The following is a 23575-nucleotide window of genomic DNA, read 5'->3' on the forward strand; positions in this document are numbered from 1 at the left end:
CGGCCCGGCACCCGCCCGACCGACCCGCCCGAGCCGGGCGGCACCGCGTGTGGTCACCGACTCGCCAACGCCGCTCGGCAGTTGGCGAGCAGCCGCTCGTCCTGGGCGATGTCGTGGCTGCCGAACCCGCCCGGCCGTGCCGTATGCCGCCGGGCGGTGGCGAGTTCGGCCGCCACCAGGTCGCTCAGCGGGGCGCCCGCCGGGCCCATCGCGGCCAGACAGCCGGAGATGGCGCCGCGGGTGTACGGGTTCTCCGACCAGGCGGTCCGGAACACCGGCAGTACGGGTTCCGGGTCTCCGCCGATCCGCCACAACGCCTCTGCCGCCGCCGTCCGTTCCCATATCCGGCCGGATCCGGCCAGTCGGCGCAGCGCGGGCAGCGCGTCGCGGGCGCCCGCCCCCAGCCGCCCCAGCTGCTCGGCCGCCGTGCGCGCGCTGCGGCTCCGGCCGTGCGTCAACTCGCGCAGCAGCACGGGAAGCACGGCGTCCGTGTCGCCCTCCGCCGACCACAGGGCCCCGGCCGCCGGCGCCGCGTGCCGGGTGTCCAGGAGTCCGCGCAGGACCGGTGCCGCCGCCCGGGCCGCCGCACCCAGGACGTCCAGCGTCCGCACCGCCTGCCCGGCGAGGGCCTCCCGGGAGCCCAGCCCGTCCGGTGCGCCGCGCAGCAGCCGCAGCACCTCCGGCACCGCCGCGGGGTCCCGGAGAGCGGTGAGCGCCGCCAGCAGCGGAGCGGCCGACTCGGCGGCCTCCGGCGAGTCCAGCGCGACCTGGCCGAGCCGACGCCGCAGCGCGGGTGCGAGCGGCGCGGCCGCCGGGCCCAGATGCACGATCTCGAAGCCCAGCCCGCCGGGCACCACCGGTCTCGCCAGCAACTGGGACAGGGCTGGCACCGCGCGTGGGTCGCCGCTTCTGGCCAGTGCCTTCAGCGGACCGCCCAGCGAGGGCCTGCGGCGCTCCCAGGTGTGCACCCACAGGTCGGGCCGCACGGTCACCAGCGCGTGCAGCTCGTCGGCGGCGGGCGCGGCCAGCCCGAACAGCTCCACGAGCACCGCGACCGCCGAGTCCCGCAACTGGTCCTGCTCACGGCCCAGTTGCGTACCGATCAGCGAGACCGGCGCCGTGAAGTCCGCCCGCCACCCGCGGAACAGGCCGGCCGACATCCGTACCGCGTTGCACCGGTCCATCGGGTCCGGGCTGCCCAACTGGCCGACGAGCAGGGCGATCCGGTCCGCCACCCGGTCGTCCAGCGCCCGGTGCAGGGTGCGCAGCAGGGCGGAGCCCTCCTCGTCCGACGGCCGCAGCCGCCGTATCCGGCCGACCAGGGTGTCCGCGTCCCCCCGGTCCGCATCGGCCGCCCGTCGCCCGGACCGCTCCCTGAGCAGCCGGACCGCGGTCGGCACCAGGTCGGCGGGCAGCCGCTCCGGCGCGCCTAGGCCGAGCTGTCCGAGGGCGGCCAGCCGTGCTCCCGGGGCGTACGGCGGCCCGCTCCGCGCGGCCAGCAGGTCCACCGCACCGGCCGCCCGGTCGGGGTGGCGCCGTACGAGCAGCCCGAGGGCCTCGGTGAGGGCGAGCAGCACCTGCTCGTCGCGCTCGACCGCGATCCGCCGTCGTAACAGCGCCAGCACCCGCTCCGGTTCGTCGAGGAACCGGACCAGCGCCCCGGCCGCCGCCCGGCGCACCCCGGGGCAGGGGTCGTCGGCCAGCGGCACGAATGCCTCGGCGCCGGCGCGGACGGCGGCCGGAGCCCGCGGGCCGGTGCTCTCCGCCCCGATGCTGACCAGCAGTTCGACTATGCCGCCCCGGTCCTGCACCTCCGTGCGGGACGCGAGCGAGAAGAGGAACGGGACGCAGGCGAGCGTCGAGTCGTACACGTTCCCCTGGTGGTGCACCGAGCCGTACATCCCGTCGAGCGCGACCTCCCGTTCGGCCGCGTCCGCCGAAGCCAGTCCGCGCAGCAGACCGGGCACGTCCGCCGCGCTGCCGTACGCGTGCCGCAGCGCGGCCCAGTCGACCTCGTCGATCCCCGTGAACACGTTGTCCTCCCCAGGCGAGTACCACCTGTTCGGGAGTCTGCACCACGGCACTGACAACGATGCGGAATCGGACGACGACTGTGTGCGATCCACCGGCGGTCGCCCGCCGACGGTCGGCCGGGAGGGGGTCAGTTCAGGCCGGGCAACGCCCGCTCCAGGATCGCGTCGAACCCGGCGCCCGCCGGCAGGGTGCCGAACGCGTGCCCCCAGTCGCCGCCGAGCCGGGTCGCGCAGAAGGCGTCCGCCACGGCGGCCGGGGCGTACCGGACCAGCAGCGAGGCCTGCAGCGCCAGCGCCATCCGCTCGACCAGCCGGCGCGCCCCCACCTGGTCGGTCTCGGCCAGTTCGTTCCGCAGCCGGGTCACGGTCGCGTCCAGTCGCCGGTCCGCCCCGCGCGCGTGCGCGAGTTCGCCGAACAGGGCGTCGGCGGCGTCGGGTTCGCGGGACAGCGCCCGCAGCACGTCGAGCGCGTTGACGTTCCCCGAGCCCTCCCAGATCGACAGCAGCGGTGCCTCGCGGTAGTGCCGGGGCATGCCGGAGTCCTCGACGTAACCGTTGCCGCCCAGGCATTCCAGGGCCTCCGCGGTGAAGGCCGGGCCGCGCTTGGTGACCCAGTACTTGCCGACGGCGGTCGCGATCCGCCGGAAGGCCCGCTCCTGCTCGTCGCCGCGCACCGCGCGGTCCGCCGCCCCCGCCAGCCGCAGGGTCAGGGTGGTCGCGGCCTCCGACTCGACGGCCAGGTCGGCCAGCACGTTGCGCATCAGCGGCTGGTCGACGAGCCGGGCACCGAACGCGCGGCGGTGCCGGACATGGTGGCCCGCCTCGACGAGTGTCCGGCGCATCAGGGTCGCCGAGTTCATCACGCAGTCCAGCCGGGTGCAGTTGACCATCTCGATGATGGTCTTCACGCCTCGTCCCTCGGGCCCGACCAGCCAGGCCACGGTGCCGTCGAACTCCGGCTCGCAGGACGCGTTGGAACGGTTGCCGAGCTTGTCCTTCAGCCGCTGGATGCGGAACGTGTTGCGGCTGCCGTCCGGCAGCACGCGCGGCACCAGGAAGCACGACAGCCCGCCCGGGGCCTGGGCCAGGACCAGGAAGACGTCGCACATCGGGGCCGAGGTGAACCACTTGTGCCCGCGCAGCGTGTAGACACCGGGCTCGGCGGTGGGTGTCGCGGCCGTCGTGTTCGTCCGTACGTCCGAACCGCCCTGCTTCTCGGTCATGCCCATCCCGGCGAGCAGCCCCGGCTTCTCGGTCGGCACGCGCAGCCCCGGCTCGTACTCCCGGCCGGTCAGCAGCGGTTCGTACACCTTGGCCAGCTCGGGCTGGGCGCGCAGCGCGGGCACGGCGGCGTACGTCATCGACGTGGGGCACCCGTGGCCGGATTCGGTGTGCCCCCACACCAGCCCGCCGGCCGTCCGCGCGACATGCGCGCCCGTCCGGTCGTCCGCCCAGGCGGCCCCGGCCAGTCCCTCGGCCACCGCCGTCCGCATCAGGTGGTGCCAGGCGGGGTGGAAGTCGACCTCGTCGATCCGGTTGCCGTACCGGTCGTGGGTGCGCAGTTCGGGCTCGTGCCGGTTGGCCAGCTCACCCCATTCCTGCGCCTCGGCGCTCCCGGCCCGCATCCCGAGCCGCCGGATCCCCTCCTCGGCCCACTCCGCCCCCTCCCGGCGCAGCCCCTCGATCAGGGCCGTGTCGTCCGAGGCGTCGTACGGGGCGAGCGGCGGCGGCTGGTTGACGACGTCGTGAGTGGCGTACTGCGGCTGCGGAAGCGCGGCGGTCGAGTCCATACCCATCATGTTGCATGAATTCCACGATCGCAGCAATACTGCAATATCGCACCGCACGTACAGTACGTGACCATGCGTATGAACGACGTGTCCGCCGAGCCCGCCGACGTGGACCTGCGGCCGTTGTCCGCCCGGTCGGTCGTGCTCAGCCTGCTGCTGGGCACGCATCCGCCGGAGCTGCCGGTGCGGGACCTGATCCGGATCGTCGAGCCCTTCGGGGTCGGCGGCTCCACGCTCCGGGCCGCGCTCAGCCGTATGACGGCCGCCGGCGACCTGCGCCGCACCGACGACGCCGGCTACGGACTCAGTGACCGGCTGCTGGCCCGCCAGCGCCGCCAGGACGAGGCGGTACGGCCCCGCACGCGCGCGTGGCGCGGCGACTGGGAGATGCTCGTCATCACGGCCACCGGCCGCGGCCCCGCCGCACGGGCCGACCTGCGTGGCCGGCTGGCCTCGCTGCGCCTGGCCGAACTCCGCGAGGGGGTCTGGCTCCGGCCGGCGAACCTGGCGCGGCCCCTGCCCGAAGACCTCGCGGACACCGCTCAGTCCTACACGGCCCGCCCCGACCGCCCCGCGCCCGAACTGGCGGCCGGACTCTGGCCGTTGGACACCTGGGCCGGCACCGCCCGCGCCCTGCTGGCCCGAGCGTCCGCGTCCCGCCTCCCGGCCGACCGCTTCACGGTCTTCGCGGCCGCGGTACGCCACCTGCTGGCCGACCCGGTCCTGCCCCCGGAACTCCTGCCCGCCGACTGGCCGGGCGACGAACTGCGCACCGCGTACGCGGACTTCCGGGCGGAGCTGCGGGAGCCGTCGGGCTATCCGGCCGACTGAGCCGCCGCATCACGGTCCCGGCCTCTCGGCGCGTCCCGCACCGGCGGAGAGCAGCCGCTTCGAGACCGAGGTACCGTCGAAAGACCGTGTGCATGCGTTTCGCAGCCGACGGACAGGCCAGTGGCCCAGATGCTCCGGGAGCGCCCATGGCTCAGCAGACGAACATCGCCGCTCAGACTGCTTTCGGGGAGGCCGTCGTCGCCGGCGACCTCGACGCCCTCGACGGGATCGTGGCGACCGACTCGACAGACCATGATCCCGCGCCGGGTCAGGGTCCGGGGGCCGAAGGGTACAAGGCCATGTTCGGAGAGCTGCGAACGGCCTTTCCCGACCTGCACATCGACGTGGAGCACCTGGTCGCCACCGACGACGAGCTGGCCTTCGCCTATGTCATCTCCGGGACGCACCTGGGGCCGCTGCTGGGGCGGCCGGCGACCGGCAGGAAGGTCCGTTACCGGGGCATGCAGATCAGCCGCTTCGACCGTGACGGCAAGCTGGTCGAACGCTGGGGGAGCAGTGACGAACTGGGCATGCTCCGCCAGCTCGGCCTCGTCGAGGTGTGACCCGGGGCGAGGACCGTCCTGCAACGCCTCGCGCTCACCCGGCTACGGAACCGGGACGGTCTTCCCGTGCTCGTTCACGGTGTGGGACTCCCAGTAGGTGTCCCACTTGTCTCCGACGTGCTGCGGCACCTTTCCCTCCGGGTAACGCGTTGTCCCCTTGGGCGCCGCCTCGCCGTTCTTCACGCAGGCACCGCCGGTGCCGCCCACGGTCATCACCGGGTACTCGCCCGAGCCGCAGATGGCGTCCGCCATGGAGAACGAGCAGGCCGACAGCAGCCCGGCGGCGACGGCCAGGACGGAAGCGAGAACAGCGGCCCGGGTGTGCCTTTTCATGGTGGAAGCTCCTTCAGCGATGTCTCCGGTCGGTCTGGGAACAAGGCTGGCGGAGGGTGTCCGGCGTTTCATGAGTACGCGGGCTCAGCGCCGACGGGCGGGTTGCTCAACATGCGGGCCAAAAGGGAGAGGTGAGCGACCGAGCCCCCCTGCTAGGGTGCGCCGATGTCATCGATCAAGCAGTTCCAGGTCACCTTCGACTGCGCGGAACCCGAGCGTGTCGCTCGCTTCTGGTGCGAGGTGCTGGGGTACGTCGTACCGCCGCCACCGGCCGGGTTCGCCACATGGGACGACTTCGATCGCTCCCAGCCGCCTGAGCGGCAGGGCTCGTGGTTCGCCTGCAGTGATCCCTCGGGCGTGGGCCCACGCCTGTACTTCCAGCGCGTTCCCGAGGGCAAGGTCGTCAAGAACCGGGTGCATCTGTGTGTGCGGGTCGGTACCGGTCTCCTCGGTGAGGAGCGCCTCGCCGCGCTCGAAGCCGAGTGCGCCCGGCTGCTCCCGCTCGGCGCCGTACGCCTGCGTCTCCTGTACGACGGCGGCGACGATTCCTGCATCGTGATGCAGGACGTCGAGGGCAACGAGTTCTGCATCGACTGAGCACCGTCCGCGATCTGTTCGGGCGGCTTGCCGGGACGGTCGCCCGCGCCGTGGTGCGGCCGTCCGCCGCGAGGGGGACGCCCGCACCGCCGCGGCTCACTTGTAGGTGATGTCCGAGCTCGCGTACCTGCAGTACGTCCCGTCCGGCCCGCTCCCGTTCGTCGGCGGTTCCGCGCCCGTGTTGTTGCCGATGTACTTCTGGCAGGGCACGATCTTCTTGCTGCTGTCGCCGACGATGGTGATGTTCTTCAGCGTCGCGCTGTCGCCGTAGTTGGTGTTGATTCCGACCAGCGCGCCACCCTTGTACGTCGCCTCGATGGTGTTCAGGTTGATGGTGCGCTTGTACTGAGTGGAGCAGTTGCCGCACGAGCGGACCAGCTTGCCGAAGCTCTGCACCGCGAAGTCGGACACGTTCAGCGTCCCGGCGCCGTTGAACTGGAACACCTTGTCGCTGGCTTCCTTCGCGCCGCCGCCCGAGACGGTGTACACGTTGGACGACGAGGAGCCGCGGAAGGTCGCCGCGTCCTCGCCGACGTCCTCCCACCACACGTTCTGGAGGGTGCAGCTGCCCTCGCAGTGGATGCCGTCCGCGGCGGGCGCGCCGATGATGACGTTCTTCAGGACGGTGCCGGCGGCCAGGTCGAGGATCGGGTCCTGGTCCTCGCTCTGCCCGCCGGTGCCCAGGTCGCCGCTGCCGTACAGGCGCAGCATCCCGTAGTCCTTCGTGCCCGACAGCTTGATCGTCGCGGTGACTGCCTGGCTGCCGCTCGCGGTCGGCCAGGTGGCCGCTTCCGCCGAGGTTCCGACAGTCATGAGCATGCCAAATGAAAGTCCGAGGGTGGTCGCGGCGCCTGTCAGGGCGCGCGTACTGCTCCGTGCTCGTGAAGTCATGTCCCGGATGCCTTCTTTCGAGTGGGGGTCCTGACCGGCGACCCATCGCGTGTTCAGGACGGTGAGAGATGTTCATCATGAAGAACGCGATGTGCCGGAACCTGGGCGGATGTGAGCCCGGCGAGGTTCGGTGGTCAGGTTTCTGAACGGAACGTAGGATGCAAGCGCTTTCTAGTCAACGCTTCGCGCAGCATCCGTTCCGGCCGCGCCACCGTCCCGCAAAGTGGCGTGGGAGCGCTTCCATGGGTGGCCGTGTCCATGCCACCATGCCGGAAGTTCCCCGCACGACGCCGCACCGAGCCGCGATCAGAAAGGGACAGCGACGTGCCCCCCACGCCCGGCCCCACACCCGCCGCCACGCCCGGCCCCATCCTCAACGCACCCCGAACCAGGCCGCGTTCGGCCCTTCTCGGCTTCCTGAGCGCGCTGCTGTTGCTGCCGGTGCTCGCGGTGACGGCCGTCTTCGCGCCCGCCGCCGCGGCCCGCCCCGCCGCCGTCCCCGCGGCGACGCTCACCGAGGTCACCGGCTTCGGCGACAACCCCAGCAACCTCCAGATGTACGTGTACGTACCGAACAGCGTCACCGCCCACCCGGCCGTCGTCGTGGCCGTGCACTGGTGCGGCGGGTCGGCCTCCGCCATGTACGCGGGGACCGAATGGGCGGCGCTGGCCGAACAGTACGGCTTCGTCGTCGTGTACCCGTCGGTGACGCGGGCGAGCAAGTGCTTCGACGTGTCGTCGCCGCAGGCGCTGCGCCGGGGCGGTGGCAGCGACCCCGTGGGTATCCGGTCCATGGTCGGCTGGGTGACGGCCGCCTACGCGGCGGACACCGGGAAGGTGTTCGTCACCGGCATCTCGTCCGGCGCGATGATGACCGACGTCCTGCTCGGCGACTATCCGGACGTGTTCGCGGCCGGTGCCGCCTTCTCCGGCGTCCCCTTCGGCTGCTTCGCCACCACCGACGGCTCCGAGTGGAACAGCGCCTGCTCCGGCGGCACCATCACGCACACCCCGCAGGAGTGGGGCGACCTGGTGCGCGCCGCCTACCCCGGCTACACCGGCCCCCGGCCACGGATGCAGCTCTGGCACGGCACCGACGACACCACCCTCGCCTACGCCGACTTCGGCGAGGAGATCAAGCAGTGGACGAACGTGCTCGGAGTCGGCCAGGCACCGGCCGTCACCGACAGCCCCGTCAGCGGCTGGACCCGTACCCGCTACGGCGCCACCGATGACCGGGCCCCCGTGGAGGCGATCAGCCTCCAGGGCGTCGGTCACAACCTCTACACCTCCGGCATGGCCGCCCGCGCCCTCACCTTCTTCGGCCTCGACAGCGGCGGCACCGCGCCCCAGCCCCCGGCCGGCGCGTGCAGGGTGACGGTCACCACCAGCGCCTGGAACACCGGCCTGACCGCCTCGGTGACCGTCACCAACACCGGTACGACGACGGTCAGCGGCTGGCGGCTCGGGTTCACCCTGCCCGACGGGCAGACCATCACCAACGGCTGGAACGCCACGTACAGCCCCGCGTCCGGTGCGGTGACGGCGGCCGACGTGTCGTACAACGCGACGATCGCGCCGAACGCGAGCGTGAGCATCGGCTACCAGGCCACCCACACCGGCAACAGCGCGGCCCCCACCGCGTACACGCTCAACGGCACCCCCTGCACGGTCAGTTGACGACGGCTCCCGCGCCGTCCCCTCGCCAGGAAGGTCCCCGTGAAGCCACCGCCCGGCAGAGCGCCGCTCGCCACGCTCCTCAGCACCTGTGTCCTCGCCCTCGCCCTGGTGGTGACCGCCTCCGCCGTCACCGCGCTGGTCCGCGGTCCCCACCAGGTCACCTCGGCCACCCGTCAGGGCGGCCACTGGGTGAACACCTGGACCGGCATGCCCCAGCTCACCGAGGTCGGCAACCTGCCGCCCGCGCCCTTCACAGGGGAGAGGTCGGTGCTGGCCGACACCACCCTGCGCCAGACCGTCCGGGTGACCGTCGGTGCCCACCGGCTCCGGCTGCGCTTCTCCAACGCCTACGGCGACACCGCGCTCCCGCTGACCTCGGTGACCGTCGCGCTTCCGGTGGGCGGCAGGGCGGGCGTCGGCGCGATCGTGCCCGGCAGCCTGCACCGGGTGACGTTCTCCGGGCGCGCCGCGGCCGTCGTGCCCGTCGGGGCCCAGGTCGTCTCCGACCCCGTGGACTTCGAGCTGGCGCCGGGGTCCAACCTCACGGTCACCGCGTACACCGCGCAGGGCCAGCCGGATCTGGCGCTCACCTCCCACCCGGGTTCGCGCACCACGTCGTACCTCGCATCCGGCGACCGCACCGAGGACCCGGACCTGACGGGCGCGACCACGGTCGACCACTGGTACCTGCTGAGCGACGTCGAGGTCCTGGCGCCCGCCGCGACCCGGGCCGTGGCCGTCCTCGGCGACTCGCTCACCGACGGCCGGGGGTCCACGACCAACGGCAACGACCGCTGGCCGGACCAGTTCTTCGACCGGCTCCAGTCGCGGGCCGGCACCTCGGACATCGCGGTGCTCAACCAGGCGGCAGGCGGCAACCGGGTCCTCAACGACGGCCTCGGCCCCAACGTCCTGGCCCGGCTCGACCGGGATGTCCTCTCCCGCAGCGGGGTCTCCTGGCTGATCCTGTTCGAGGGCGTCAACGACATCGGGACCGCCGCCGCCACCCCACAGGCCCAGCAGGCCGTCGCCGACGACCTGATCGCGGCCTACCGGCAGATCGTCGTCCGCGCCCACGCCCAGGGCATCCGCGTGTACGGCGCCACCCTGCTGCCCTTCGGCGGCAACGCCTACGACGACGGCGGGGGTGTGCGCGAGGCGGCCCGGCAGCGCGTCAACGCGTGGATCCGGGGACAGGGACACTTCGACGCGGTGATCGACTTCGACCGGGTGGTACGGGACCCGGCCGATCCGAGCCGGCTGCGGGCCGACCTCCAGGTGGGGGACTGGCTGCACCTGAACCCGACCGGGTACGGGGCGCTGGCCGCGGCGGTACCCGCGGGGCTGTTCGGCACCTCGTAGCGGGCCTGGACGGTACGGACCCAGGCCTGGCCTTGGCCAGGGCAGGTCAGCCGGTCGGCCGCGGGGCCCGCAGGTGGGCGCGCGAGGCGAGCTCCGCCTCCTCGACCAGTTCGAGCATGGGCTTGCCCGGCGCGCACATCATGGTGACCACGAACTCGGTCCTGGCGTCGGTGAGGGCGTTGCCGTCCTGGTAGTGGATGACGTCGCCGCCCGGCTCCCAGAACGTGCCACCGGCCTCGACGACACGCTCGGGCTCGCCCTCGATCTCGAAGCGGACCGCGCCCCTGAGGACGTACCCGAACGCCGGGCCGGAGTGGCGGTGCGGTGGGGTTCCGGAGTCGCCCGGCTCCCACTCGACGTGCAGGGTCATCGCCGACGCGCCCTCGGGGACGGTGATCGCAGCGGCCTCCTGGAGCACCTTCACCGCCCGGGTCCAGCCGGGGCCGTCCGCGTCGGGTCCGGCGTGCGGGTGCTGTGGGTTCTCCGACACTGGGTCGTCCCTTCCTTGTCCGGCGCCGAGCATGATCGACTGTACGTCGGGAGGGCCCGCGGCCGTCGCGTCCATGACCGGTGAGCGGTGACGTGTCGCGGCGGGCCGCCCACGGACGGACGCTCCGGGGCTACGGCCCCGCGGCCGCCACGCCCAGTTCGGTGGCCGCCCGTACGGCGAACCAGACCTCGGTGAAGGCGGCGGTCGTCGACAGGTCCCGGCCGGTGACCTCGCCGAAACGGCGCAGCCGGTAGGCGAGCGTGTTCGGATGGATGTGGAGGGCCGCGGCGGCCTCCTCGGTGCGCCGGTCGCGTTCCATCCAGGTGCGCACGGAGAGCAGCAACTGCGCCCCGTGCGCGGCGTCGTAGCGCAGGGCCTCGCCGAGGACCTGCTCGACCAGGGCGGACAGCAGCCGGCGGTCCTCGGGCAGCCAGCGTCCGGTGGCGTCCTCGCCGTAGTGGACGAGCGGCTTGCCCGCCTCCTCCGCGCGTCCGGCGGCCCATTCCGCCTCCTGCTGCGCGACCCGCAGCGGCTCGCCCACGGTGAACGGACGGCTGACCCCGCACACCGCGCCGGGCAGGCCGGCCAGGGCCTCGGTGAAGCCGGGTTCGGCCAGTACCAGCCGGTCCTCGCCGCGGCGCAGGGTCAGGTGCGGGTGGTCGGACAGCGCGCCCTCCAGCTGGTCGTCCTGGGTGCGCCGGAGCACCGCGAGGACGACGGGCCGCTGCGTGTCCAGGCGGTGGTGGGCCAGCCGGCGCTGCGCGCTGGCCGGGTCGAGGGTGTCCTGGAGCAGCTCGGCGAGGGTCTCCGCCCCCTCCCGCCGCAGCACCTCGCGTTCCTGGCGCACCATCGCGAGCCGCAGGGCGGCGACGGTGGCCAGGTGCTGGACGACGGCGAGCCCGGCCGGGCGGGCACCCGCCTGTTCCAGCGCGACCAGGTAGCCGGCCGCGCCGCCCGGACCGAGGACCGGGAGCACGAAGCCGCCGGGAACGGTCGGCGGGGCGTCTGCGTCCGCCGGGAGCACCGAGACGTCCTCGGGCGCCGCGACGCCGGGCAGCAGCGGACGCCCCTGGGCGGTGCACAGGAAGAGGCGGTAGCCGCTGAGCTGCTCCAGACGGTCGAAGAGCGCGGGGATGTCCAGGTTCTCCTCGGCCATCCAGCGCAGCGCGCCGAAGACCTGGAGCTGGGCGCCGAGCCGCTCGGCGGAGTTCTCCCGGACCGCGGCGGCGACCTCCTGCGCGATGGTGACGAAGGGAACCGCGAGCGGCACCTCGAGAACCGGGAAGCCGCGCTCCTCGGCCGCGGCGAGGAAGGCCTGTCGCAGTGGCGGGGTCCGCAGCTGGGTGCTGAGCACCAGCGCCGCGACGCCCGCGTCGTCGAGCCGCTCCAGGTAGCGCCGCTGGGCCTCGCCGCTCCGGGGCACGGCGAGGCCCACGGTCATGAGGACCTCCGAGCCGAGGAGCCACGGGGTGGGGTCCTCCAGTTCGCTGACGTGCGCCCAGGACACCGTGCGGCCCAGGCCGCCACCGCCCGCGAGCAGGCGCATCTGGAGGGCCGGGAAGGACAGCAGGTCGCCGACGGTGAGGACGGAACGCGACGTGGCTTTGTGGTCGGACACAAGACAACTGTAGTTCTTAGTGCCGTCAACAATTGACCGTAAAGGGCGCTCCTTCGCAGACTGAGACATCCCCCGCTACCGGAACCATGTGATCCGGTCCGGGGTCCGCCGCCCCGGCGGCGCACTCCCAGGCTCGACAGGAAGGTGCCCGATGACGACCGAGCCCCGTGGACCCGTGGACTCCTCCCGCGTCCCCCGCTATGCGGGACCGGCGACCTTCGCCCGGCTGCCGCGGCTGGACGAGGTGCCCCGCGCGGACATCGCCGTCGTCGGCGTCCCCTTCGACACCGGCGTCTCCTACCGGCCCGGTGCCCGCTTCGCCCCGGCCGCGGTGCGCGAGGCCTCCCGGCTGCTGCGCCCGTACCACCCGGCACTGGACGTGTCACCGTTCGCGGCGGTGCAGGTGGCCGACGCCGGTGACATCCCGGTGAACCCCTTCGACATCAACGAGGCGATCGAGACCGTCGAGCACGAGGCCTCCCGCCTCCAGTCCGACGGCACGAAGCTGGTCACCATCGGCGGCGACCACACCATCGCGCTGCCGTTGCTGCGCGCGGTCGCCAAGCGGCACGGACCGGTCGCCGTCCTCCACTTCGACGCCCATCTCGACACCTGGGACACCTACTTCGGCGCCGAGTACACCCACGGCACCCCCTTCCGCCGCGCCGTCGAGGAAGGCATCGTCGACACCGAGGCGCTCAGCCACGTCGGCACCCGCGGCCCCCTGTACGGCAAGCGGGACCTGGAGGAGGACCGACGGCTCGGCTTCGGCATCGTCACCTCCTCCGACGTGCTGCGCCGCGGCGTCGACGAGACCGTGGACGCGCTGCGGCAGCGCATCGGCGACCGGCCGCTGTACGTGTCCGTCGACATCGACGTCCTCGACCCCGCACACGCCCCCGGCACCGGCACCCCGGAAGCCGGCGGCATGACCTCGCGTGAGCTGCTGGAGATCCTGCGCGGCCTCGCCGGGCTCAACCTCGTCGGCGGCGACGTCGTCGAGGTCGCCCCCGCCTACGACCACGCCGACATCACCTCGGTCGCCGCGTCGCACGTCGCATACGACCTGATCAGCCTGTTCACCCTGGACTCCGCCGGCCCTCGCGAGGAGCAGAGATGACCACCAGCCCGCAAGCGGAGCAGCACGACGCCCCGTCGCTGACCGAGATCGAGACCTACGGCGTCGAGCGCATCCCCGACGCCGACCGCACCGCCCGCCCGCTCGACCTGTTCCGGGTCGCCTTCGGCGGCGCGAACACCTTCGCCACCTGTGTCCTCGGCGCATTCCCGATCCTGTTCGGGCTCTCCTTCTGGCAGGGCCTGGCGGCCACCGGCCTCGGGCTCGCCGTCGGCGCACTGATCCTCGCGCCGCTGGCCCTGTTCGGGCCGCTCAACGGCACCAGCAACTCGGTGTCCTCCTCCGCCCACCTGGGTGTGCACGGCCGGGTCGTCGGGTCCTTCCTCTCCCTGCTGACGGCGATCGCCTTCTTCTCCATCTCCGTGTGGTCCTCCGGCGACGCCCTGGTCGGCGGTGCGCACCGGATGTTCCACCTGCCGACGAACGACGGCGTGTACGCGCTGGCGTACGGGCTGTTCGCGGCGCTGGTGCTGACGGTGTGCATCTACGGCTTCCGGTTCATGCTCTTCGTGAACAAGATCGCGGTGGCCGCGGCCTCCCTGCTGTTCGTGCTCGGCGCGTTCGCGTTCGGCGGCGACTTCGACGCCGGCTACCAGGGCAGCTTCCACTCGCTGAGCACGCCCGGCTTCTGGCCCGCGTTCATCGGCTCCGCGCTGATCGTGCTCTCCAACCCCGTCTCGTTCGGCGCCTTCCTCGGTGACTGGGCCCGCTACATCCCCGCCGACACCCCGCGCCGCCGGGTCATGGGCGCGGCCTTCCTCTCCCAGGTCGCGACGATCCTGCCGTTCTTCTTCGGCCTGGCCACCGCCTCGATCATCGCCGCCAAGGCGGGGAACTTCCTCGACCCGAACGCCCCGGACTACGTCGGCGGACTGCTGGCGATCTCGCCCTCCTGGTACTTCCTGCCCGTCTGCCTGCTCGCCCTGATCGGCGGCATGTCCACCGGCACCACCTCGCTCTACGGCACCGGCCTCGACTTCGCCAGCGTCTTCCCCCGGTTCAGCCGGGTGCAGGCCACGGTCTTCATCGGTGTCCTGTCGATCTGCTTCATCTTCGTCGGCCGGTTCGCCGCCAACCTGACCCAGTCCATCTCCACCTTCGCGACGCTCATCATCGTCTGCACCGCGCCGTGGATGATCATCATGACCCTGGGCTTCCTCACCCGCCGCGGCTGGTACGACCCCGACTCGCTCCAGGTCTTCAACCGCCGTCAGCGGGGCGGCCGCTACTGGTTCACGCACGGCTGGAACTGGCGCGGCATGAGCGCCTGGCTGGCCTCCGCCCTGCTCGCGGTCCAGTTCGTGAACCTCCCCGGCCAGTTCGTCGGCGCCCTGGGCGACCTCGCGGGCGGTGTGGACATTTCGCTGCCCGTCGGCCTGGGCCTCGCCGCGGTCCTCTACCTGGCCCTGCTGTGGCTCTTCCCCGAGCCGCGCGCCGTCTTCGGCCCCGAGGGCCCGCGGCTGGTGCGTGCCGTCGACACCCCGGTGCCGCCGATCACCGCCGCCGACGGTGCCGTCGTCACGGTGCCCGAGCCGGCGGAGGTGTGAGCGGGATGCGCCTGATCGACCTGTCGGTGCCGCTGCGCACCGGGATGCCGGTCTACCCCGGTGACCCGGAGGTGGACATCCGGCCCGCGCTCACCGCGGCCCAGGACGGTGTCAACGTCCTTCAGGTGCACATGGGTTCGCAGTCCGGCACGCACGTGGACGCGCCGTCCCACATCGAGGACGGCCTGCCCGCGCTGGACCAGCTGCCCCTGGACCGTTTCGACGGTCCCGCCCACGTGGTCGACGCCCGGGGCCTCGCGCCCCGGGCGGCCATCGGGACGGACCTGCTCGCCGGCGTCCGGGCGGGCCGGATCGTGCTCATCGCCACCGGCTGGTCCGCGCACTGGGGCACCGACGCGTACCACGCCCACCCCTACCTGACCGAGGAGGCGGCCGCCCTCCTCGTCGCCCGCGGCGTGCGCACCGTCGGCATCGACGCCCTCAGCGTCGATCCCACCCCCGGCGAGACCCTGCCCGCCCACCGCATCCTGTGCGGCGCCGACGCCGTCATCGCCGAGAACCTCACCCACCTCGCCGAGGTGCTGGACGCCCAGCGCACCGGCCATGACGTCCACGTCAGTCTCTTCCCCCTGCACCTGCCCGGCGCGGACGGCGCACCCGTCCGCGCCGTGGCCCGGATCTCGGAGCCGAAGCCTTGAGCAACGACCACGACAGCGCCCTCGCCGCTGCCGACGCCCTGATCGCCGCCTTCGCCGAAGGCCGCACCGACGACTACTTCGACGCCTTCGCGCCCGACGCCACGTTCGTCTTCCACACCTCCGACCGGCGCCTGGACTCCACCCAGGAGTACCGCGCCCTGTGGCAGAAGTGGAGCGAGGAGGACGCCTTCCGCGTGCTGTCCTGCGACTCGACCGACCGCCGCCTCCAACTCCTCGGCGACACGGCCGTGTTCACCCACTCGGTGACCACCCGGGTCTCCACCACGGCAGGCGAGGAGGTACTCCGCGAACGCGAGACCATCGTCCTCCACCGCACCGGCGACGGAGACTGGCGGGCGGTCCACGAGCACCTTTCCGCCGCGAGCGTCTGACAGCGCCCCGCAAGGGGCGCGGGGAACTGCGCGACCAGCCACAACGGCGCCGCAGACGGCATATCGCGGCCCCCCCAGGGGAGCGCCTAGGCGGATTCCGCCCCGCTCGGCACCGCCCCCGGCGCCGAATCCGCCTTCGCGGGCAGGTGGTTGAAGAGCAGGTTCAGCACGATCGCCGTCAGGCACCCCGCGCTGATCCCGCTGTTCATCACCGTCTGGAACCAGTCGGGGAACTTCTCGTAGACCGTCGGCACACCCACCGGCAGCATGCCGACCGCCACCGACACGGCCACCACCGTGAGGTTGTCGTTGCCGCGGAAGTCGACGGACGCCAGCGTCCGCAGACCGCTCGCCGCGACCGTGCCGAACATCACCAGGCCCGCGCCGCCCAGCACCGGCGCCGGAATCGCCGCGACCACCGCGCCCAGCTTGGGCAGCAGACCCAGCAGCACCAGGATGCCGCCGGCCGCCGCGACCACCCAGCGGCTGCGCACCCGGGTCATCCCGACCAGGCCCACGTTCTGCGCGAACGCCGTGTACGGGAAGGTGTTGAAGGCACCGCCGAGGACGGTCGAGAGGCCGTCGGCGCGCAGGCCGTCGGCGAGGGAACGCGGCTCGACCCTGCGGCCGGTCAGCTCGCCGACCGCGATCAGGTCACCGGTCGTCTCCGTCATCGTGACCAGCGCCACCACCAGCATGGAGATGATCGCCGAGGCCTTGAAGGTCGGCGTTCCGAAGTGGAACGGGGTGCTGATGCCGAGCCAGTCCGCGTCGCCGACCCCGCTGAAGTCCGTGAACCCGAAGGGCACCGCGACCGCCAGGCCCACCGCGATGCCGACCAGGACCGCGATCCGGGCGAGGTAGGCGGGCGCGAACCGCTGTACGCCGAGCACCACCGCGAGCACGAAGGCCGCCAGCGCCAGGTTCTTCGGCTCCCCGAAGTCCTTCGCGCCCGCGCCGCCCGCCGCCCAGTTGTCGGCGACCGGTAGCAGCGAGACCCCGATGATCAGGATCACGGTGCCGGTGACCAGGGGCGGGAAGAAGCGCAGCAGCCTCCCGAAGACGGGAGCGAGGAGCATGATCGCCAGCCCCGCCACGATCACCGAGCCGTAGATGGCGGGGAGTCCGCCGCCCGTCGTACCGATGAGGACCATCGGCGAGACCGCCGCGAACGTGCAGCCCTGCATGATCGGCAGCCGGACGCCGAAGCGCCAGAAGCCGACACACTGGATGAGCGTCGCGATGCCGCACACCAGCAGGTCGGCGGTGATCAGATAGGCCAGGTCGGCGGGGGACAGCTTCAGCGCGCCGCCCACGATCAGCGGAACGGCGACCGCGCCCGCGTACATCGCGAGCACGTGCTGGAGGCCGAACGCGGTCAACTGCCGTACGGGTGGGACCTCGTCGACGGGATGGACGGGGGCACTGGTGGTGGCCATGAGGACTCCAGAGCGGGGACGACATCCGGACAGCACGAGACGGTAAGCGGCTTGAACAGTTTGTTGATTTCCGACTCGTTGCCGATACGTGTCATGCCCACCTGATCGCCGGTGACTCCGCTACGACCCCGAACGCGCCGCGGTCAGCAGGGAGTTCCAGTCGGCCAGCTTGACCACGCTGCGGCCGAGCCGGGCACCGAGCGCCGCCTCGGCCCGCTCGATCGCCTGCCAGCCCGTCCACGGGACCGGCTCCATGCCCGCCGAGCGCATCACGGCGACCGGGTCCGCCGGCACCTCCTTGCGCAGCAGTTCGGGCGCGTCGTCCAGCAGCGAGGTCACCGTCTCCTTGGCGTCGGGCCGGTTGGTGCCGATGACACCGGTCGGGCCGCGCTTGATCCAGCCGGCCACGTAGTCGCCGGGCGCGCCGAAGCAGCCGCGCAGGACCCGGCCCGCCTCGTGCGGCACGGTGCCGCTCTCCTCGTCGAACGGGAGCCCGTCCAGCGGTACTCCGCGATAGCCGACCGACCGCAGCACCAGCTGTGCCTCGACCGTCTCGTACCGTCCGGTGCCGCGCACCCCGCCCCGGCCGTCCGGCTCGGTGCGCTCGAAGAGCACGCCGCCCACCCGTCCGCCCTCGTCGAGGAGTTCGACCGGACGCAGGAAGAAACGCATCCGGATGCTGCGGTCCGCGCCCCGCCGGCCGGCCTCGCTCCAGTCGCGCAGCACCGCCACGTTGCGGCGCTGGGCGGCGGGCAGCGCGGCCGGGTCGGCGCAGGCCGGGTCGAGCGCCAACTCATCGGGTTCCACCCGGACTTCGGTCTCCGGCAGCGCACCCAGCTCGCGCAGCTCCTTCGTGGTGAACCGGGCCTGCGAGGGGCCGCGCCGGCCCACCACGTGGACCTCTCTTATCCGGCTCGCCGACAGCGCCGTCAGTGCCTCCTGCGGCATGTCGGTGGGGCTCAGCTCCGCGACTCCCCGGGCCAGCATCCGCGCCACGTCCACCGCGACGTTGCCGACCCCGATGACCACCGCGGACCGGGCGTCGCGCACGAACCCGGCGTCGATCGCGTCCGGGTGCGCGCTGTACCAGGACACGAACTCGGTCGCCGACCAGCTGCCCGGCAGCTCCTCGCCGGGAATCCCGAGCCGCCGGTCGGTGGCGGCGCCCACGCAGTAGACCACCGCATGGTACAGCTCCCGCAGCCGCTCCACCGGCAGCCCGCCGGTGCCCCCGATCCGGACCCCGCCGAGGAAGCGCACCCGCTCGTGTTCGAGGACGTTCCGCAGGTTCCCCTGCAGTGACTTGATCTTCTCGTGGTCCGGGGCGACGCCGTACCGCACCAGTCCGTACGGGCACGGCAGCCGGTCCAGGACGTCCACACGCACCGTGGGGTCGAGCTGGACGAGGCTCTGGGCGGTGTAGCACCCGCTCGGCCCGGAGCCGACGACGGCGACACGCAACACAGGGGGACTCCTTGCCCGAGGGGCTGGTGTCTTCAGCATCCCACCGGCCCGGCCGCCTCGACAGGGGCCGCAGGGGTGACGCGGACGCGTGTCCGGGACCACGAGATGTGATCATGGGGTTACGTTACGTATGTGCTGGAAGCATCGTTTCTCAATCTTTCTGATCGGCGCGCGGAGGACGGCACGGTGTCCGTGACGCCCGCCTGGGAGGTGCAGGAGCACACGGGAGCCACCTCGTGGTTCCAGGTCCGGCTGGCCTTCGAGGACGGCGCGCGGGTCGACGCGCTCGCCGTGGTGGCCGGGGGACAGGTCTCCATCGAGGACGTCAAGGCGTGGCCCGCGCTCTCCCTGGCCGATCTGACGGTGCTCGCCGACTGGATCGAGGAGCCGCTGTGCCGGGCCTGCGGGATGGAGTCGTACGCGGACGAGGAGCCCGGTACGGACGAGGACGGCGGGCCCGGGACGGACGAGGACGGTGGGCCCGGCGGCGCGCCGCGCGCCCGGCCCGCCTGGCCACGGGGCATCGAGGGGAGGTGGCTGGTGGCCCAGGAGTACCGGGCCGCGCAGGAGGAGGGCCTCGATCCGGTCCTCGCGGTGATGTGCGCGACCGGGCACAGCCGTCGGCGGTCGCTTAGGCTCATCGCGCAGGCGCGTGACGCGGGCTTCCTGACGCCGCGTCATGCCCGCCGCTGACTAACCGGGTTCGGATCCGGGTCCGGTTCCCGGACCGGTTCCCGGTGCGGTCCGGTCCCCGGTCGCGAAGAACCGGGACAGGTCCTGTCGCGCGGCGGCCGGTGCGGACTCCGGGGGCAGGCCCAGCTCCCGGTCGAGCCCGTAGCGCTCGAAAAGCTCCGCCCGCAGCGCCGGGATCGGCATCGGCACACCGGGCACCAGCGCCGCGTACACGGCCCCCATCAGTACGGCGCGCAGCATGGGGTAGTCGGTCTCGACGTGCTGCGAGCCGTACCGGGCGACGGTGTCGCCCAGCAGCTCCGACAGCCGGCGCTGCTCGGGGCACTGCACGAAGCCCTCGCCCTGGAGCAGGCCCGCCATGTGCTGGCGCATCAGCACCGGCCGGTCGTGCGCCAGCCCCAGGATCGCGTCGATGGCACGGGCCAGCCGCTCCCGCCCGTCCTCGGTGTGCGGCTCGTGCTCCAGCGCCTCCTCCAGCGTCCGGTGCATCAGGCGGTGCACGGCGGACTGGACCAGCTGGCGCTTGCCCGGGAAGTAGTACGACACCAGCCCGCGCGCCGACCCCGCGCGGTCGGCGATCGCGCCCAGCGTGGTGGCTTCGAAACCGTGCTCGTCGACCAGCTCGACCGCGGCCTGGAGCAGCCGTTCCCGGGAACGCCTGCGCAACTCTTCATTGACCGATGCGCTGCGCGGGGACATCCTGGAACTCCTGCGTTGACTGGCTGCCAGCCAACTATAATCGACGCAGCGGGCACCGCTCTGCGCGGGGCCTGTCCAGGGCTGCCGTTCGTCCGGGGCGACACGGGGGAGCGTCTCGGGCGGACGGCGCGACAGCTCAGGACCGGGTGGGCGCGGCCGGTCGGCGGGCCACGCCCACCAGGTCCAGGACCGGCAGCAGCGCGTCCGGCCGGTCGGCCGCCGGCAGCGGGTCCACGAAGTGCACCCGGCAGCCGAGCGCCGCCGCGCCGCCGTCGGCAGGCCTGCTGTCCCCGACCATCAGCGTCTTCGCCGGCTCGGCCGCCAGTGCCTCCAGCGCCACCGTGAAGAGCCGCGGATCCGGTTTCTGGACACCGTGCTCGTACGACAGGACGTACGCGTCCACGTACGCGTCGAGCCCGTGCTCGCGGAAGACCGGGCGCAGGTCCCAGCCGATGTTGCTGACCACACCGACCCCGATCCCGTGCTCGCGCAGCGTGCGCAGCACCCGGGCGGCGTCCGGGTACGGCGTCCAGGCCCGCGGGGTCATGTGCCGCTCGTACAGCGCGTCGTGCAGGGCCGGGTCCGGCAGCGTCACCCGCCGGGACAGGCCGGTGTACGCGGCCCGGTGCAGCTCCGCGCTCTCGTCCCGCACCGCCCACACCCCGGCCAGCTCCTCGGGCAGCGCGACCGGGAAGGCCCCGCCGGGCTGCGCCCCGGCCACCTCCAGCGCACCCGCCGCCTGCACCAACTCGGCTTCGGAAAGCGGTACTTCGGTCTCGGCGAGCACCGCCCGCAGCCAGGACTCGGTGGACTCGATACGGAAGAGGGTCCCGGAGAAGTCGAAGAGCACGGCAGTCATGTGCCGGACTCTACCGAGGGCCGGACGTGGTGCGGGCTACGGGCGGGGGCGTCCCCGGGCGTCGCGCTCCCACTCGTACGCCAGCACCGCGAGCGCCACCACCAGGGCGCCGAGCAGCCAGCCGCCGAGCACGTCCGAGGGCCAGTGCACGCCGAGCCACACGCGGGTCAGGCCGACGCCCACGACCGAGAACCCGGCCGCGGCCAGCGCCGCACACCACAGCGCGCGACCGGTGCCGCAGCGGTGCAGCAGCCACAGCAGCAGGCCGCAGACCACCGTGGCCGTCATGGTGTGCCCGGAGGGGAAGGCGGCGTAGTGGGCGGAGTCGACCGGGTCCGGCCACTCCGGGCGCGGACGGCCGACGGCGACCTTGAGGGACTGCTGGGCGACCGTCCCGAGCGCGCAGGTCAGGGTCAGCCACAGGGCGGTCCACCACGCCGAGTGCCGCCACACCAGCCACACCGCGACCGCCGCGCACAGCAGGCGCATGGTCAGCGGGTCCCAGACCCAGTCCGCCAGGACGCGCAGCACCTGCGTGGTGCCGTGGTCCGCCACGGCCCAGCGGTGGGTGGCATGGGCGATGTCCTCGTCCACCGCGACCAGAGGAGGCCACTCGCCGGCGACCAGGGCGAGCAGCAGCGCCGAGGAGAGGGCGAGCACGGCGGTCGCGAGAAGCGGGGCAGGACGGTCGCTGGACGGTGGGCGCATGACGTGATCTTTGCCGAATCATTGCCCGCAGGGCAATTCCCCTGCGGAATACCGCCTCACCGCAGGGCGTGCAGGCTCGGTACCAGCGCCACCAGCACCGGGATCACCGGGACCAGGGCGGCCGTCGCGGTCAGCCGCAGCCGGTGCCGGGCCGGGAGGCGGTCCGGGGCGGTGAGCAACCGGTTCACCCGCTGCGGGACATGGGCGTGCGGGGTCGGTCCCGGGCCGAACACGCCCCGGTCCTCGTTGAGTTCGACCAGGGCGAGCGCGGTGGTGAGGCGGCCGTGGCGCCGCGAGGCCATGTCGTCGGCGGCCAGTTCGACCAGCCGGTGCATCTCCTCGCGGAACGCGGCGAACACCGGGATCTGCGGGAACCCGCCCGCCAGCGCGGCCGAGCAGTGCAGCAGCCAGTCGTGCCGGGCCTGCGCGTGCCCCTGCTCGTGGGCGAGGACCGCGTCCAGCTGACGCCCTTTCAGGCGACGCAACGCGGCTGTGGTGACCACGAGTTGGGGCGCCGCTCCCGGCAGCCACCAGGCATCCGGGCGCTCTCCCTCAAGGACGACGAGGCGATGGGCGGACCGCTCCTCGCCGGGCAGCAGGGGCGCGCGGAGCAGGAGTTCGGCCCGTCGCCGGCTGCGCCTGGACCTGGCCCGCGCGATCTCCCGCACCAGCATCGCCCCGCTCCACAGCCCGGCGCAGGCGAGGACGAGCGCGGTCGCGGCCGCCCACGGACCGCTCGTGCCGAGCGCATAGGCGTCCGCCACCCCGCTCGGGGCGGTCGCGAACACCTGCCCGCGCACCGCCTGCCAGGCCGCCGCCGCGCTCAGCGTCATGGACAGGGCGCAGCACAGCAGCACGGTGGCCACCACGCACTGCCACACCCACAGGGCGACCACCGGTTCCCGGTCCGTCCAGTCGGCCCGGCCGAGAAAACGGGGGCCGACCGCGGCGGTCAAGGCGCCGAGCAGCAACAGTGCCACGGGGACCATCATGGCCAGCACCCTATGAGCGGGGGGCCGCTGAGGGGTACAGCCCATTGCGCCAAAGTGACGCAGGCAACGTTTGCGCCGCGTGTGGTGTCACTTCCTCACAGCGCCAGCAGCATCGCCACCATGCCGATCCCCATCGACAGGCGGCAAGCCCGCGCCAGTTCGGGCCGGTCGCCCCACCTGACCGCCGCCGTCCCGGCGGCCGCCGCGCCGAGCGGGACCAGCCGTGCGCCGGACAGCAGCACGAAACCGGTGAAGTAGACCAGCAACGGCCCGGTCACCAGCGGGACTCCGGCGCCGCCGTGATGGTGGGCGCCGGGGGAGGCCGCCATCGCCACCGCCATGTAGACCATCGCCGCCGTCCCCACCAGATGGTGCAGATGGTGCGGACTGCTGCGGGCGCTCCACAGGGCGCGCAGGGCGGCCGCGCCGAACACCGCCGCATACAGCGGCCATGCCCACCCCGGCGGGGTGAACACCGTCGCGGGCACGGCCATGACGGCCATGCCGAACCCCATCAGCGCCTCGCCGCCCGCGGCGCGCCGCTGCTCCTCGACAGTGCTGCGCATCCGCACCAGGCAGTAGGCGCCGGTCGCCGCGCACAGCGCGACCAGCAGCCAGCCGGGCGAAGCCGGTCCGTGCACGGCGCACCTCCCCGCTCGACGTCGCGTCGAGGGATGCCATGCCCCGGCCGTACGGCGCGCACGCGAGCGCAAGGATGTACACGGGGAGCATTCGCCGGAGCACAGTGTGTGATCAGGGTCGTTCCAAAGTATTTTACGAGTAAAACATATGCTAAA

Annotated in this window: 23 protein-coding genes; 10 read left to right on the plus strand and 13 right to left on the minus strand. The window is 72.9% G+C overall.

The genetic code is table 11. The features are described from left to right. Positions 1 to 53: 53 nt before the first annotated feature. Positions 54 to 2033 (minus strand): HEAT repeat domain-containing protein, encoded by a 1980-nt coding sequence (locus tag IEZ11_RS16455; protein ID WP_189263509.1) that lies wholly within the window; start codon positions 2031 to 2033, stop codon positions 54 to 56. A 128-nt stretch (positions 2034 to 2161) separates the two neighbouring features. After that, positions 2162 to 3823 carry an acyl-CoA dehydrogenase family protein gene (locus tag IEZ11_RS16460; protein WP_189263510.1) on the minus strand — a complete coding sequence of 554 codons (1662 nt, stop codon included), beginning with the start codon at positions 3821 to 3823 and terminating at the stop codon, positions 2162 to 2164. Between the two features lie 72 nt (positions 3824 to 3895). On the opposite strand from IEZ11_RS16460, the gene IEZ11_RS16465 reads away from it, so the two are divergent. Both IEZ11_RS16465 and IEZ11_RS16470 read left to right on the plus strand, forming a co-directional pair. After that, entirely contained in the window at positions 3896 to 4654 is a 759-nt protein-coding gene (locus IEZ11_RS16465) for a PaaX family transcriptional regulator C-terminal domain-containing protein (protein ID WP_189263511.1), read from the plus strand. A 146-nt stretch (positions 4655 to 4800) separates the two neighbouring features. After that, positions 4801 to 5217 carry an ester cyclase gene (locus IEZ11_RS16470; protein WP_189263512.1) on the plus strand — a complete coding sequence of 139 codons (417 nt, stop codon included), beginning with the start codon at positions 4801 to 4803 and terminating at the stop codon, positions 5215 to 5217. A gap of 42 nt (positions 5218 to 5259) precedes the next feature. On the opposite strand, the gene IEZ11_RS16475 is transcribed toward IEZ11_RS16470, so the two are convergent. Beyond that, positions 5260 to 5550, minus strand: coding sequence for an SCO0607 family lipoprotein (locus tag IEZ11_RS16475; RefSeq protein ID WP_189263513.1), 291 nt, complete (start codon positions 5548 to 5550; stop codon positions 5260 to 5262). A gap of 165 nt (positions 5551 to 5715) precedes the next feature. Between IEZ11_RS16475 and IEZ11_RS16480 the strand changes: the two genes are divergently transcribed. Next, positions 5716 to 6147, plus strand: a complete 432-nt coding sequence (locus tag IEZ11_RS16480; RefSeq protein ID WP_189263514.1) for a VOC family protein — start codon at positions 5716 to 5718, stop codon at positions 6145 to 6147. A gap of 96 nt (positions 6148 to 6243) precedes the next feature. Here the strand turns inward: IEZ11_RS16480 and IEZ11_RS16485 are convergent, their stop codons facing one another. Further along, positions 6244 to 7038: a pectate lyase gene (locus tag IEZ11_RS16485; protein WP_189263515.1), complete on the minus strand. Its 795-nt coding sequence runs from the start codon at positions 7036 to 7038 to the stop codon at positions 6244 to 6246. A 324-nt stretch (positions 7039 to 7362) separates the two neighbouring features. Here IEZ11_RS16485 and IEZ11_RS16490 point away from each other — a divergent pair, with 324 nt between their 5' ends. Then, entirely contained in the window at positions 7363 to 8718 is a 1356-nt protein-coding gene (locus IEZ11_RS16490) for an extracellular catalytic domain type 1 short-chain-length polyhydroxyalkanoate depolymerase (RefSeq protein ID WP_373294921.1), read from the plus strand. 39 nt (positions 8719 to 8757) lie between these two features. Then, the gene (locus IEZ11_RS16495; protein ID WP_189263516.1) at positions 8758 to 10080 is read left to right on the plus strand and encodes an SGNH/GDSL hydrolase family protein; all 1323 of its coding nucleotides are present in this window, start codon (positions 8758 to 8760) and stop codon (positions 10078 to 10080) included. A gap of 46 nt (positions 10081 to 10126) precedes the next feature. On the opposite strand, the gene IEZ11_RS16500 is transcribed toward IEZ11_RS16495, so the two are convergent. Both IEZ11_RS16500 and IEZ11_RS16505 read right to left on the minus strand, forming a co-directional pair. Further along, a complete protein-coding gene (locus IEZ11_RS16500) occupies positions 10127 to 10570 on the minus strand; it encodes a cupin domain-containing protein (protein WP_229713068.1) in 444 nt (147 codons plus the stop codon). Positions 10571 to 10700: 130 nt separating this feature from the next. After that, positions 10701 to 12188 carry a PucR family transcriptional regulator gene (locus tag IEZ11_RS16505; protein WP_229713071.1) on the minus strand — a complete coding sequence of 496 codons (1488 nt, stop codon included), beginning with the start codon at positions 12186 to 12188 and terminating at the stop codon, positions 10701 to 10703. Positions 12189 to 12339: 151 nt separating this feature from the next. On the opposite strand from IEZ11_RS16505, the gene speB reads away from it, so the two are divergent. Genes speB through IEZ11_RS16525 form a run of 4 tightly spaced genes read left to right on the plus strand, consistent with a single transcriptional unit; the run spans position 12340 to position 15924 of the window. Beyond that, positions 12340 to 13308, plus strand: a complete 969-nt coding sequence (speB, locus tag IEZ11_RS16510; RefSeq protein ID WP_189263518.1) for an agmatinase — start codon at positions 12340 to 12342, stop codon at positions 13306 to 13308. Further along, the gene (locus tag IEZ11_RS16515; RefSeq protein WP_189263519.1) at positions 13305 to 14873 is read left to right on the plus strand and encodes a purine-cytosine permease family protein; all 1569 of its coding nucleotides are present in this window, start codon (positions 13305 to 13307) and stop codon (positions 14871 to 14873) included. The genes speB and IEZ11_RS16515 overlap by 4 nt, the downstream gene beginning before the upstream one ends. 5 nt (positions 14874 to 14878) lie before the next feature. Beyond that, positions 14879 to 15532: a cyclase family protein gene (locus tag IEZ11_RS16520; protein WP_189263520.1), complete on the plus strand. Its 654-nt coding sequence runs from the start codon at positions 14879 to 14881 to the stop codon at positions 15530 to 15532. Further along, positions 15529 to 15924 carry a YybH family protein gene (locus IEZ11_RS16525; RefSeq protein WP_189263521.1) on the plus strand — a complete coding sequence of 132 codons (396 nt, stop codon included), beginning with the start codon at positions 15529 to 15531 and terminating at the stop codon, positions 15922 to 15924. The genes IEZ11_RS16520 and IEZ11_RS16525 overlap by 4 nt, the downstream gene beginning before the upstream one ends. An 86-nt stretch (positions 15925 to 16010) precedes the next feature. On the opposite strand, the gene IEZ11_RS16530 is transcribed toward IEZ11_RS16525, so the two are convergent. After that, positions 16011 to 17363 carry a nucleobase:cation symporter-2 family protein gene (locus IEZ11_RS16530; protein ID WP_189263522.1) on the minus strand — a complete coding sequence of 451 codons (1353 nt, stop codon included), beginning with the start codon at positions 17361 to 17363 and terminating at the stop codon, positions 16011 to 16013. Positions 17364 to 17483: 120 nt separating this feature from the next. Further along, positions 17484 to 18827: an FAD-dependent oxidoreductase gene (locus IEZ11_RS16535; protein WP_189263523.1), complete on the minus strand. Its 1344-nt coding sequence runs from the start codon at positions 18825 to 18827 to the stop codon at positions 17484 to 17486. 186 nt (positions 18828 to 19013) lie between these two features. Here IEZ11_RS16535 and IEZ11_RS16540 point away from each other — a divergent pair, with 186 nt between their 5' ends. Then, positions 19014 to 19520 (plus strand): DUF6214 family protein, encoded by a 507-nt coding sequence (locus tag IEZ11_RS16540; protein ID WP_189263524.1) that lies wholly within the window; start codon positions 19014 to 19016, stop codon positions 19518 to 19520. Here IEZ11_RS16540 and IEZ11_RS16545 read toward each other — a convergent pair whose 3' ends face one another. The 5 genes from IEZ11_RS16545 to IEZ11_RS16565 all read right to left on the minus strand — a co-directional run bounded on the left by IEZ11_RS16545 (position 19521) and on the right by IEZ11_RS16565 (position 23419). Then, the gene (locus IEZ11_RS16545; RefSeq protein ID WP_189263525.1) at positions 19521 to 20219 is read right to left on the minus strand and encodes a TetR/AcrR family transcriptional regulator; all 699 of its coding nucleotides are present in this window, start codon (positions 20217 to 20219) and stop codon (positions 19521 to 19523) included. A gap of 136 nt (positions 20220 to 20355) precedes the next feature. Beyond that, positions 20356 to 21078 (minus strand): HAD family hydrolase, encoded by a 723-nt coding sequence (locus IEZ11_RS16550; protein ID WP_189263526.1) that lies wholly within the window; start codon positions 21076 to 21078, stop codon positions 20356 to 20358. A gap of 36 nt (positions 21079 to 21114) precedes the next feature. Beyond that, entirely contained in the window at positions 21115 to 21786 is a 672-nt protein-coding gene (locus tag IEZ11_RS16555; protein WP_189263527.1) for a phosphatase PAP2 family protein, read from the minus strand. Positions 21787 to 21842: 56 nt separating this feature from the next. Continuing rightward, complete coding sequence (locus IEZ11_RS16560) at positions 21843 to 22778, minus strand: M56 family metallopeptidase (RefSeq protein WP_189263528.1); 936 nt, start codon at positions 22776 to 22778, stop codon at positions 21843 to 21845. A gap of 95 nt (positions 22779 to 22873) precedes the next feature. Next, positions 22874 to 23419, minus strand: coding sequence for a DUF5134 domain-containing protein (locus IEZ11_RS16565; RefSeq protein WP_189263529.1), 546 nt, complete (start codon positions 23417 to 23419; stop codon positions 22874 to 22876). Between the last annotated feature and the right edge of the window lie 156 nt (positions 23420 to 23575).

Source organism: Streptomyces fuscichromogenes (genome assembly GCF_014645815.1).
Lineage (GTDB): Bacteria > Actinomycetota > Actinomycetes > Streptomycetales > Streptomycetaceae > Streptomyces > Streptomyces fuscichromogenes.